This window comes from Candidatus Villigracilis saccharophilus (assembly GCF_016711665.1).
The window spans coordinates 32,437-44,636 of sequence record NZ_JADJSO010000005.1 but is presented as its reverse complement, the minus strand read 5'-3'; the positions used below and the strand labels follow the sequence as shown (position 1 = coordinate 44,636).

The 12,200-nt window shown below is 48.9% G+C and carries 13 protein-coding genes and 1 tRNA gene; 2 read left to right on the top strand and 12 right to left on the bottom strand.

Annotated elements, in window-relative coordinates; genetic code table 11:
• Positions 1-74 precede the first annotated feature (74 nt).
• From IPL17_RS02380 to IPL17_RS02365, 4 genes are read right to left on the bottom strand one after another with little or no spacing between them, the layout of a single operon-like run.
• Positions 75-452, bottom strand: coding sequence for a carbonic anhydrase (locus tag IPL17_RS02380; protein WP_345305475.1), 378 nt, complete (start codon positions 450-452; stop codon positions 75-77).
• A 4-nt stretch (positions 453-456) separates the two neighbouring features.
• Complete coding sequence (gene hydA, locus IPL17_RS02375; protein WP_345305474.1) at positions 457-1,869, bottom strand: dihydropyrimidinase; 1,413 nt, start codon at positions 1,867-1,869, stop codon at positions 457-459.
• Positions 1,866-4,079 (bottom strand): PQQ-binding-like beta-propeller repeat protein, encoded by a 2,214-nt coding sequence (locus IPL17_RS02370; RefSeq protein ID WP_345305473.1) that lies wholly within the window; start codon positions 4,077-4,079, stop codon positions 1,866-1,868. The genes hydA and IPL17_RS02370 overlap by 4 nt, the downstream gene beginning before the upstream one ends.
• Positions 4,076-5,035 carry an ABC transporter permease gene (locus tag IPL17_RS02365; RefSeq protein ID WP_345305472.1) on the bottom strand — a complete coding sequence of 320 codons (960 nt, stop codon included), beginning with the start codon at positions 5,033-5,035 and terminating at the stop codon, positions 4,076-4,078. Before IPL17_RS02365 ends, IPL17_RS02370 begins: the two co-directional genes overlap by 4 nt.
• Before the next feature lie 119 nt (positions 5,036-5,154).
• Between IPL17_RS02365 and IPL17_RS02360 the strand changes: the two genes are divergently transcribed.
• Positions 5,155-6,000 (top strand): LysM peptidoglycan-binding domain-containing protein, encoded by an 846-nt coding sequence (locus IPL17_RS02360; RefSeq protein WP_345305471.1) that lies wholly within the window; start codon positions 5,155-5,157, stop codon positions 5,998-6,000.
• 14 nt (positions 6,001-6,014) lie between these two features.
• Here IPL17_RS02360 and IPL17_RS02355 read toward each other — a convergent pair whose 3' ends face one another.
• The 7 genes from IPL17_RS02355 to IPL17_RS02325 all read right to left on the bottom strand — a co-directional run bounded on the left by IPL17_RS02355 (position 6,015) and on the right by IPL17_RS02325 (position 10,313).
• On the bottom strand, positions 6,015-6,644 hold the full coding sequence (locus IPL17_RS02355; RefSeq protein WP_345305470.1) for a ribonuclease HII: 630 nt from the start codon (positions 6,642-6,644) through the stop codon (positions 6,015-6,017).
• Positions 6,628-7,359, bottom strand: coding sequence for a dolichyl-phosphate beta-glucosyltransferase (locus IPL17_RS02350; RefSeq protein ID WP_345305469.1), 732 nt, complete (start codon positions 7,357-7,359; stop codon positions 6,628-6,630). The genes IPL17_RS02355 and IPL17_RS02350 overlap by 17 nt, the downstream gene beginning before the upstream one ends.
• A 6-nt stretch (positions 7,360-7,365) precedes the next feature.
• On the bottom strand, positions 7,366-8,292 hold the full coding sequence (locus tag IPL17_RS02345) for an NERD domain-containing protein (protein WP_345305468.1): 927 nt from the start codon (positions 8,290-8,292) through the stop codon (positions 7,366-7,368).
• A gap of 9 nt (positions 8,293-8,301) precedes the next feature.
• Positions 8,302-8,604, bottom strand: coding sequence for a hypothetical protein (locus IPL17_RS02340; protein ID WP_345305467.1), 303 nt, complete (start codon positions 8,602-8,604; stop codon positions 8,302-8,304).
• Positions 8,605-8,698: 94 nt separating this feature from the next.
• A tRNA-Pro gene (locus IPL17_RS02335) sits at positions 8,699-8,773 on the bottom strand.
• Positions 8,774-9,038: 265 nt separating this feature from the next.
• Positions 9,039-9,557, bottom strand: a complete 519-nt coding sequence (locus tag IPL17_RS02330) for a hypothetical protein (RefSeq protein ID WP_345305466.1) — start codon at positions 9,555-9,557, stop codon at positions 9,039-9,041.
• 6 nt (positions 9,558-9,563) lie between these two features.
• Positions 9,564-10,313 carry a transposase gene (locus tag IPL17_RS02325; protein WP_345305465.1) on the bottom strand — a complete coding sequence of 250 codons (750 nt, stop codon included), beginning with the start codon at positions 10,311-10,313 and terminating at the stop codon, positions 9,564-9,566.
• A 55-nt stretch (positions 10,314-10,368) separates the two neighbouring features.
• Here IPL17_RS02325 and IPL17_RS02320 point away from each other — a divergent pair, with 55 nt between their 5' ends.
• Entirely contained in the window at positions 10,369-10,647 is a 279-nt protein-coding gene (locus IPL17_RS02320; RefSeq protein WP_345305464.1) for a hypothetical protein, read from the top strand.
• 505 nt (positions 10,648-11,152) lie between these two features.
• On the opposite strand, the gene IPL17_RS02315 is transcribed toward IPL17_RS02320, so the two are convergent.
• Positions 11,153-12,163: an ISL3 family transposase gene (locus IPL17_RS02315; protein ID WP_345305463.1), complete on the bottom strand. Its 1,011-nt coding sequence runs from the start codon at positions 12,161-12,163 to the stop codon at positions 11,153-11,155.
• Positions 12,164-12,200: the final 37 nt, after the last annotated feature.

Sequence of the window (12,200 nt, the reverse complement as noted above, 5' to 3'; positions counted from 1 at the left end):
ATGCTCCCCCAAGGCGTCCTTTGTTTTATCTACGGCAATTTTATCACCATTGATTTTATTTAGGCATGGTTAGGTTACGAAATCGATTCAAATGTTCCATCAAGATGCAAATAGAAGGTTTCCACTTTCAAGCCGGAGAACAAGGCTGTGATTTTATTTTGGGAGTCTTGCAAATCGTGTTTGTGGCGTTTGTAAGTTCCCTCGCGTCCATAGGCGCGACAATCTTCATGGTTGATAAGACAGACCGTATCGATGCCGTGGATACGCACTGCAAGCTGCACGTATTTCAGAACCATTTCATAATCATGCACACTACCCGCCAGTGAAATGATATCGAAATTGTCGTACCCGAAGCGAACCGTTATCCACGGTTGCAGGTATTTTTGCAGACGGTAGTCCATGCAATGGACCACCAGCGCATCACAATGGATGATCGGCTTTTTTGTTGACATGACCCTAAAGAATTTCACCTTCGCCGCGTTTCAAGAATTGACCATCACCAGATTTCCCAAGCCATTGTTCACCATCCACGATGAGCTTTCCGCGCAGGAAAACTTTTTCGGGATAGCCTGTTAATTCCCAGCCTTCATATAAATTGTAATCAGTGCGCTGATGGGATTTAGCCACGCCGTAATTCACTTTCTTTTCGGGATCCCATATGACGATGTCCGCATCAGCGCCGGGGGTAAGTGCACCCTTGCGCGGATATAAACCAAATATTTTCGCGGGATTGGTACAGTTGTATGCCACGAATTGATTTGCGGTAATATGACCGGCGCGCACACCATAAGTCCACATGATCGGCATGCGGTCTTCCACACCGGGCAATCCGTTGGGAATTTTGGTGAAATCATCCCTGCCCAATTCCTTACCGGGGATGGCGATCTGTTTGCCTTCATAGGTGATCGATTTTGTGCCGTCGAAGAAGAACGCGCAATGATCCGTGCCAATGGTCTGCATTGTGCCGTCATGTAAACCTACCCACAGCCGCGCGTTATCTTTTTCTGTCCGCATGGGCGGTGAGCATATCCACTTTGAGCCATCGGTGCGGCGCAGGTGATCTATGGTGAAGAATAGATACTGCGGGCAGGTTTCACCCATGACTTTGACTCCGCGCTCGCGGGCATATTTCAGCATATCCACTTCGCCGCCCGCGTTCATGTGGACGATGTACACCGGCGCATCAACTTCTGCGGCCATGCCTGCCATTCGTAAAGTGGATTCAACTGCGCCCCAGCTTGGTCTGGTCAACGCGTGCCATTCGGGCGTTGTGTGCCCTGCGGATAACGCCTCTGAGATCAAGGTGTCGATCACATCCCCGTTTTCGCAATGCGCCATGACGAGCATGCCGTTCTCTTTTGCTATTCTTAATGCTTTGAAGATCCCGCCATCGTCGAGTCGTAATTTTCCGTTATAGGCTGTGAATACTTTTAGCGTTGTGATCCCCATCTCGCGCAAGGAAGGGATTTCCTTCGCGATATTGTCATCGAAATGGGTCAGGTTCATGTGGAAGGAATAATCAATGGCGGCTTTTGCGGCTTTCTGCATCCACAAATCTACTGAGTGTTTGAAACCTTGCGGCTCCTGCACAACAAAATCCATGACGGTGGTTGTGCCGCCGAATGCGGCGGCTTTGTGACCAGTGTAATGATCATCGGATGAGACCGTGCCGAACATGGGCAGGTCAAAATGGGTGTGCGGGTCGACGCCGCCGGGCATGACCAGCTTGCCCGCAGCATCCACCACCTGGGCAAAATCAGCTTCCAGATTAAGTCCGATGCGCGTGATCTTTTCATCCTCGATCAAAATATCGGCTTGAAAAGTTTCAAATGCGGTAATGAGCGTACCATTCTTGATCAGAATATTCATGGTTGTTTCTCCTGTGATTCGAGGGCGTACAGCCCATCTTCAAGTAAAAGATAAAGGCGATCGGGAACCATTGCGCCGCCGAGAAGCAGTGTAGGTGATTCTATCGAAATTTCCCAGGTCGGATCATCCACGCCGGGAGGGATGTTGATGCAGTTCACACGCACTGTGACCGATCCGCATAGAATCGCTTCGCCATTATTTCCAATGGCAATCACCTTCGGGTTGGGGTTGCGGAAGGAATAATTGCCGATGACGCGGCTTTCCGCATCCAGCCAGATCATACGCGTCTCCGCTCCGAACATGGTGTAGTAGAACCAGGTCAGGCCGCCTGCGGTCACGCCCTGATCATAAGGCAGCAAAAGGACTGTGCCTTCATGAACCCATGTCTGGCGCGAGTCGATCTTTAGCTCAGCGCCTTCGAAATGCCAGCCGATGATCTCATGACCGAGTCTGTAATAATTCACGCCATTCGCGCCGCTAAAAAATGACGGGTCGGTGAAGAGCAGTTCCTGAGGCGGGGCAAGTTCAATTTTTTTAAGAGCGCCAGTGCTTGCTTCGATCGCGCTGTTTTTCAGGAAGATCATGCTTTGATCGGGACTGAGACGGGGCGGCTCTTCTAAATAAGTTTCCGCGGCCTGGGTTCGCCACAAGACTACGCCATCAGGGGATAAGGCCGCGACGGTATCCACGACTGTAAGATAGATATTGCCTTTCGCATCCACGATCGGACCTGAGGTGGCTTCACGCCCGGTTGATGCGAGTGTGCGCCATAAACGATTCCCGTTTTCATCAAAGGCGGTGACTGAGCCCTTTACATCTGCAACAATGATGCGGCCATTCGAATCTAATGCTGGCGAACCGATGGCGATCTCATCTAACGGGGCTTCCCACAGAATTGTGCCATCTGGTTTGACCGCCATTAATTTTTTATCGCGTGATGAAATGATGATCGTTCCGTCTGCTTTTACTGACGGTCTGCCTGCGGCGCCGTTAGCCAATGGAACGGTCCATAAAAGTTGTGGAGCAGAGTCCAGGCTGACCGGAACCCACATTGTGCCGGAGGCGTCGCTTCGGTCAGCTGCCCATAAATGTTTAAGAGCGCTGTTTGCAATGGGTGTCTCAGCAGCGATGAGCGGCTTGACATAAAGAGACTTGAACGTCAGCCATGAGCCAAGGAGAATGATCAGGATAACAGAAGCAATTCCAAGCGCGGTGCGGTGCGATTCCATCCAGAACAAAACCGGGCGCAGTACATTTTCTTCCAGCCATTCTTCCGCGGTTTCGGTTAAAAATCTAAAACGACGACCGCCGCGCAGCCATTCCTGACTTAAGCGCCTACGCAGTCCTTCGCCCAGTAAATTAAATCCGAGCACGCCAATTCCGATCACACTGCCGACGATGATCAATGTGGATGGGTCGGTTATTTTGATCAATGAAGATGAGATCATCTGACCGAGTTCAGGCAAGCCTTCAACATTGACCGCGTTGAAATCGGAAATCTCCACCCAGATGCCGCCGCCGATGTAATACCCCAGGAAGCCAAGTTCCGCAGAAACCAGCAGGGTGCTGCTGATCTCAAACGCAAGCAGCATCCATAATAACGACATGATCTGGCGCAGGACATGCGAAGACAGGATGCGGCGGTCGGATGCGCCTAGGGCGCGCGCGGCTTCGACGAAAGTTTGTGTCTTGATCATGCGCGTCTGTTCGCTGACCATGCGGGCTGTCTCTGCCCAACCGGTTAATCCCAGCCCGAAGATGAACGCCCACAGCCCACGGTCCACACCGATCATGAAGATGCCGATCAGCGCGGCGATCAAAATTGGGATGGATAAAGCAGTCGAAAGCAGTGATTCAAGGAAACGGCTTTTTCGTCCCTCTGACCAGCCAATGACCATTCCCAGAATTAACCCCAAAATAAGCCGTACTCCTGCTACCGAGATAACCATGATCATGGTTGGACGCACAGCCCACAGAATGCGACTGAACAGGTCGCGCCCATAGCGGTCTGTTCCAAGGTAATAGCCCGGTACTTCAAAGGCAGGGTAAGGCGGCACACGGATCTTGCCATCCACTTTAAGGGTATAGTTCTCCTTCATTGGATTTTGCGGCGCAAAGGAGGGACCAAAGGCGGCCAGGAAAAGCATGAAACCAACCAGAATCGCGCCGATCAGTAAAGGCCAATTTATTTTTTTGCGCTGTATCATCATGATCGCGCACCTTGAAATTGCATTTCTGAATCCGCGCGCAAACGCGGATCGATCAGGCGGCTGAGGAATGTTGCCAGAAAATCGATCAGGAGAAATACTCCGACGAGGATAGTTAACACGGCGGCGATCATTGGTGGCGCAAGCAGGTCGCCTGAAAGCGAATTCCTGCTTAATAAAGTTGAAATTAATCTTCCCATGCCGGGCCAGTTAAATAATCTTTCGATGATGATCAATTCGGCGATCATGATCCGCAGGGACGCGGCGATGGTCAGTACGACTGTCGCCAGAATGCTGCGGAAGGCAAATTTTTCTTTGATGATTTTGAAGGGATGTCCGAAGCTCATTGCCGCGACCACGTATTGTTTTTCCATTTCCTCGGAAAGCAGTCCAGCGGTCACTTGCGCAATCTTGACGGTTGGCTGGATGGTGAGCGCCAGCACTGGAAGGATCAAATGCGCGTCCCAGCCAAACCCCTGAAAGGGAATCAGCGGCGTTACGGATGCCGTCACATAGATCGTTATGATAATAAAAAACGCGATCAAAAGAATGGCAATATAGAAACTCGGTAATGCTAGTCCGATGGTGGATATCAATGTCAACCACGAAGCGACTCCGCTGCGGAAGCGGCGTACAGCCAGACGCCCAAGTGTGATGCCAAGGATGACGCTGATCGTGATGGCGATTCCCAACAAACCAAGACTGGCTCCGCCAAATCTGGAAATGGCTTCAAGCACAGGCTCGTTCGTAAATGTTGAACCAAAATCGCCTTTGAAAATATTGCCCAGATAGTCCAAATAGGCAGGCATCACGGGCGGCAGTTTATTCGTCCCGAACGAATAGGGATCGCTGGCTGTCACGATCGGTGCGGTTGCAAAGGCAAAGGCAAATCCGATAAAGTTCGCGATCACTAATGTAATGGGAAAAATAGTTATGCGGCGAAGCACAAACTGAAGCATGGACTCTCCGATGCGTGAAAACTGTAATATGTTTCCGCCATTATAACTGGCGGATGCTCTTATGACTTTGGAAATCCGCTCGAATCAGCCGCTCCTTGAATCCTGATATAATTTCGCCGATGAATTCGAAACGTTTCTTTCTTTTGTTGATCTTGGCGGGGTTATTTTTACTGGGATTGTGGCTTCCGGCGGGCGCTGCGCCCCAGATGCAGCAACCTCCCACGCTCACGCCCGGTGCTGATGGCCGTACTATTTACATTGTCCAGGCGGGTGATAATTGTACGCGTGTGGCATTCCTGAACGGAATTTCTGTTGACCAGCTTCGCCAATTGAATTCAAAATTAGATGAGAATTGCACGCTGATTGAAGGACAGGAATTGCTGGTCGGGATCATTGCGGTTGTTGAGACCCCAACCGCTTTGGTGTCGCCGACGGTGTCGCCTTTTACAGCAACGCCCACTCCGCTCATTGGTACAACAGAAGTATGCATTTTGCTTTTTAATGATGCAAACGGTAACGCGCTTCGAGAAGAAACAGAGCCGGCGGTTGCGGGCGGCGCTGTCAGTTTGACGGAAAATAATGGTGAATATTCCGCCCAACTGGATACTGTTATTCCCGCCGACCCTACGGTATATCAGGGAATATGTTTTTCAAACATCCCTGAAGGCAAATATACCATCTCCATGGCCGCTCCTGATAATTACAACCCGACGATGGAACTGGAATATGTGCTGGATGTGAAGGCTGGTGACCGCGCCTTTGTGGATTTTGGCATCCAGTCAAAGGATATCGTTGTTGATACAAGCAATCAGGAACCTGAAAGCACTACAACTACAAGTGGCAGTTCCCCTTTGTTCGGTATTATTGGAGGATTGCTGCTCCTCGGTGGGGTTGGACTGGGATATTATGCTTGGCGTTCAGGCAGACCTGAAACAAAATTAAGCGGCGGCATATTGAAAAAGTAAATGACAGGCGGATGTTATAAACATCCGCTTTTTTTTATCTTGAATGTCTTTCGATGAATGGGGGAGTATCCGAGAGCTTGGATCTTTTCTAGATGAATGGATGTTCCATAGCCCTTGTGTTTTGAAAATCCATATTCCAAATGAGCAATATCCAGCTCACGCATGATGTCATCCCGCGCAGTCTTTGCGAGGATGGATGCCGCTGCGATGCTGAGGGAATGCTGGTCGCCTTTGACAAGAGCTGCTTGAGGAACATCCAATTCAGGGAGTTCGAGGCGGAAATCTGTCAGTAAAAAATCGGGAAAATAATGAAGCATTTCCACTGCGCGGCTTGCGGCGAGGCGTGTGGCCGGCACGATTCCCAATGTGTCAATTTCATCTGCGGATGCAAATCCAATTCCCCATGACGTTGCCGTCTCTTTGATCTGCGGTGCGAGTTGATTGCGTTTGCGGGGATTCAACTGTTTGGAGTCGCGTACCCCGCTCAGGGTTTGAGTCAGACGCGGGTCGTTGCACGGCAGGATGACTGCTCCCACACAGACGGGACCAGCCAGTGCGCCGCGCCCGGCTTCGTCCATTCCAGCAATATATTTGTAAGCTTGCCAGAGTTTTTTTTCGTAAACTAGGTCAGGAGGTAGGTCCATATTTTCCGCGCAGGGCATTGATGTGAATGCGGAAAATATCACTGATCATGCGCAGCGCATCGTTGACCGCATTCACCTTGCTGTCTTGATCAAAATACCATTGGATCGGGATCTCTTTGATCCGCAGTTTTTTTCGGCGCGCAAGATATAACAGTTCTATATCGAAAGACCAGCCTGTCAGTGTTTGCAGTCGAAAAAGGTCCCTGGTTGTGTCGGCGTGAAAACATTTGAAACCGCATTGTGTGTCGTTCAATCCGGGCAGGATCAATATTTGAATGGCAAGGTTGATGGCGCGTCCGCCCCAATGACGGTAGGCAGGTTCATGATAACGTATGGCTCCATGCGCCTCCCGCGATCCAATCGCAATATCAAAACCTTCTAGCCTTGGGGGCAGGAATTTATGCAATTCCTCTATCGGCATGGAAAGGTCGGCGTCGCAAATAAAATGATATTCGCCGCGCGCCGATAGTATACCGCGTTGAATGGCGTTGCCTTTTCCGCGTTTTTCTTCGTGGATAACTATCAAAGATGGGTGTTGGGCAGTGAACTCCAGTGCCAGTTCCAGCGTGCGGTCTGAACTACCATTTTCAACAATAATGACTTCGGAGGAGTAGGGTTGAAATTCTAGGTATGCAAAAATCTGCCCCAGCGTGCGGGGCAGACGGGTTTCTTCATTATGTGCCGGGATGATGATCGATAAAAAAGGACGGGTCAATGCAAGTTATTGGGTCAGATAAATGACAACACCAGCTCCAACTACGACAAGACATTCAACAAGGAACATGCCGATCAGCAAAATAAGCTGCCGGTTGCTCAAGCCAAGGATCTTTCCCTTGTTGGCATCAACTTTCGTTTTTGGCGTTGGGCGGGATGATTTTAATTTTGGCGCGACAGGTTGTGAGGTGGGAGGCGCTTCTCCGTCTTCAAACGCGAAACCAAGTTCGCTGGCGTTGAAGGGTTGGGATGTTTCTGCGGCATTGAATATCGCTTTGGCGCGCGAGACAGGTTGTTCGCTTGCGGAGGGGAGCGCTGTCGCTGGTTTGACTTCGTCGATCGGACGCGGATTAACCAAACGGTCAGCGAGATCGTAAACATATTCATTTCGCCAGATGGGGCGTGCTTGTAAGATCGAACTCCCGAATTGCTTGATGGCATCGCTCATGACCACGCGTGCCATGGGCCGTAAGGAATCAATATGGGCGCCGGGATCGGTGGCGATCAAGACCGCTTCGGCCGGCACAGACATGTCAACTTTTTGGATCTCAAGATATTTTTGGAAGGCCCGCGTCAATTTCCAGACGCGGTCAATTAAATTTATACTGGCTGGCAGTCCGCGCCCGTTTATGACCGTGTTCCATTGATCGCCTTTGGCCTCGAAGAAGCCTTTGATGGGCGTCACATAGATCACTGAAACACCGCCGGGACCGATCAGGATCAGCGGGATGACGATCTCGCTGTTCGGCAGGGTGAAGTTACGGATAACCACAAACCCTTTTTCAAGGATGCGTTCCAATTGCGCGATGACAGCTTTTTGGGCTTCCAGTTCGGCATGCCAGTTGAACCCGTATTTTAATGTCCCCTGAACTCGGGCAAAAAAACTGATCTGGCCTTGGGCATCTTGCAGCGGGGTTTTATCTATGATTTTCATAAAAATCCATTAAAAAGTTGGTGTTTCTCCAAGTTCGTCACGGGTTGCGTTTTCGCGGGTGGCGAGCAGTTCGCGGTCAGTTTGTTTTACGATCATCACAGGTTTTCCCAACTTGAAGGTGCTTGCTTTTAGGTCTTCACGCGTGCCGAGCACGTATTGTTCACCTTTTTGGAGACGTTCCAGCAATGTTTTTCGATCCACCAGAACACGGTCTGAAAAAGTAGCCCCGCGCCGCTCGTAAGCGCGCACCATTATGATCTGTCCATTCTTGTAACGCGCCGCCTCAATGACACCATCAATTTTTTTGCTCATCGGATTTCCTCTAGGGTAATTTTAGCACAGACAGGTTTAAATTATAAAGGCAGGGAGACATGGAAAGTTCTTTCCATGTCTCCCTGCCTTTGTGTCGGGGCGAGAGGATTCGAACCTCCGACCTCTTGCTCCCAAAGCAAGCGCGCTAGCCGGACTGCGCCACGCCCCGAAATACCCTCATCATCGCTGTTTCTTCGGGCCAGCCAAGCGCTCTAGAAACGAGTGCCTAGTATGCCCTGATTGTCATTTCTCGTCAAGTGAGATGACGATTTTTGTTAGCGCAAAGTAGTAGAGGGATCATCCCCACTTTCGTAAACCCCCTCATCCCCCCATACCGTTGGTGCCGCTCCTTCTGCCCCCCGTCCAACCTTTCCGGCTCTTTTGGCACTTCATACTCTTACCTTGGGCCTTCTTGTGGCCCTTTTCCGGGCCCCCTAGACCCCCGCCGCCTCCTTTTTTGGCTCCATCCCAAAGTTTTTCCATATTTGATAACTGCTCTGTTCAACTGCCTTAATCCAAGAATCTAACTCGTCTGTATGTTGTTGCCTAATCATGGCTGCGAATGCTCTCGCCTGAGTAATCGTCAAATCTAGTTTTGGCAGGACAGATTTTATTTGCTCTATAATTTTTTCATGTTCTTCCTTTCGGTCTTCAGGCTTCTTCAAAATCCAATATGCAATGGTCTGTGATGATGGCATTTCGAAGGCGATAGATACTGACTGACTACCGTCTTTTTCAAGGTTGAGTAAATTCTTTCGAAAGGGGTGGAGAAAATTTCGCACCATTGTGGCTTGACCTCTAAACCCTTGTTTCTGGATCTCTATAAATAATATAGAACCGTTCTGACATCCTTCGTTCCAGCGTCTTAGCAAATAAGGGATAAAGGGATCTACAGTACGAGACCTTTGCCGTCTGTTCTTTTTCGGAATAGGAGAATTGATGTTAATTGACATTAATGGTCATTCAACGGCTTCTTCGCAAGCGTGCGCAAGCCATCCCCGTGCTTCCCCGGTGCGGCCCCAAGTTGCCGGATGGCAAAATGTTTTTTGGAAAAAAATTCCACCCTTAAAACGCTGCCTTAGCAAATCAAAATTGGCTCTGCCATACATTTGCCTTTTAATCATTTTCAAACGATTGTTGTGACCTTCGACCGGGCCATTACTCCATTCATAGTTCAGGGAGGCCTCAACGGCTTTCAGATCTTTCTCCAATCCCAGAACAAAATTCTTCAATTCCATTATTCCTGAATTCTTTGAGCGAATCAACCAATCACCAAGTTGATCCTGTTTTCGTTCACGAACGATTTTCCAGAATTCTTGCACGAGTCCATAAAGCCGTTGGAAATCTTCGGAACTATCGAGCAGTTCCACCAGATATTGAGATTTTTTCCCTTCGATTTGATCACGATCTTTCACAAAGAGCCATGCGGTCTGCCTGACTGAGTAAGGACGAACCTGAACTTGCGCTCCTGACTGGCGTACAGGTGGTTCTAGTGAAGGCGGGTGCGTCTTCTCCCGAGGCATTCTTTTTCGCAATGAAGCAACCTGACGAGCCATTGACCCATAAGAGCCTGAATATCCCATGCCTTGAATCTCTCTCCATAACTTCATTCCGTTTCGACAGCCGCTTGTCCAGCGTTTTTCCAAGTGCGCCCAGTATGGGGTCAAGATAGTTTTCTGTCGTCTTCGTTTATATTCTGAGGTGCTCATTCGCCAAATTCTTCCTCACTTTTTCTCTGCCAATGCAAGGAACAACTGATCGCGTATGCTAAGCCTTGCTTCAATTGATGAATTTCTTCAAATTGCCTTGACCTTTCACGCATTGTTGACGTTGCTTTTCGTAGCCAGTCAGCAAATATTCTGTTCTGAACTTACTGGCAGGCTTTGCGGGTTTTTCAGTTCGTTCCCTTTCCAATTGTTTTCTGATCTGCCTGTAAGTCCTTATACCTGCGATTTAGTGTCCGCTCAATTGTCTCCACAAGATTATGAAGTAAGTGCCAGCGGTCGCCACCTAATAGCACTGGCGCGATTTATTGCTTTATAAATGGGAGAGGGTCCCGTGACTTCGATGTCCGCAACCACTTGACTTATCACAGTACGATCGGCAGTAGCACGGGGGTGGGTTTCCAGATCGACAGGATGTTCCATACGAATGTCCTCGCCAAATGCCCAATCGTCAATCCCCAGTTTCTTCGGGGTTGGCTTCCGGAATCGCGAAGATGTGTTGGACTGTGGTACGCCAGTTGAACGATTTGATCCACCTTCACCTCCAGCAACAAAACCAACCTCGCGTTGTGAATTCAACATGCGGTTTGTACGCCGCGCATATGATTCAATGCTTCCAGGCATGCGTTCTGTAAATGTACATTTATAACAGGATGGTGTATCACAGAAAAAACGCCGAACACAAACATGCAAAATGAAAGACGCCATGGGCTTGATGCGTGGTTGGGGGGCGTGGGCATTTTGCACCCCCGCTTTGTCCGAACCAATTCAAAACCTTATTTGCAGTGTCGATATCAATTGAACGTGGATGGCGGGGGGGGTGATTACAACCAATCCAAGTTGTACCCTCTTCGTAAGGGCCTAAAGAAACGCACCGTTCGTGGGTGTATATTGATTTTGTTGGCAATTTTCTTTTGACTCCATCCCTGTAGATACAGATCTACAACCATCTCCATACGCTGCTTTCGATTTTGCTCAGCTTTGGTTAACTTACCTTCAAGCATTTCATTCGACACCTGAATATCAGCTCTTTTTTCAAGTTTTGGCTCAGAATCAAGTTGTTTTTTGACCAGGGAATGTTCCTGTTGCAGGATTTTGACGAGGGCATCTGATGTATTTTTTATTAGGTGCCAACGATCCGCTATCTGACATGCATTTGGAGCTCCACGACTTATAGCTCCAGCATAGGTTTGTGAACGGTCTCGGGTGATTATCTCAATCCCTGGGTGATTTTCTAACCACTTCACCAAAGGCTCAGCAGTTCTTTCTTGCAGGAGGTCGACGACCTGTCCGCGCTCAAGATCTACAAGGATAGTCCCATATCGGAGCCTTTTCCTCTTCGCCCAATCATCCACTCCCAAGACTCGAATCGGATAGGCTTCCGGATCGGGAAGATTCCTGATCAGCCGATTTATGCTTGTATTGCTAATCCTTATTTGTTCCATTCTTAATAGTTTTTCTGCTATTTTTGCGCACACATTAATTCCAATACGCTGCTGCTTTTGAATCACTCGATTAGTTTGACGAGCATACCAAGCTAAATAATCAGGAAATCTTTCTGCAAAGGTTCTTTTCGGGCAGTCAGTATTCTGGCAAAAATATCTCTTCGTTATTATTTCCAGACGCACTGGATACTCTGCCCATGCTAAATCTGAGGGATGTCTCGTATATGCGCTATGAATCCGCTCACTTTCCATTTTGCAAATTGGGCAATTGGCTTGATTCGATAGGCTTTCCAGTTTGATCTGAATCTGTCCTTCTTCAATATGATGAATTCCCATGATTATGAACAGATCTGTTTTCAATAAATTATTACATAAAGTAGTTGCGTCCATATTGGATTAACCCAATATAAAGATATTTGTTTCACAT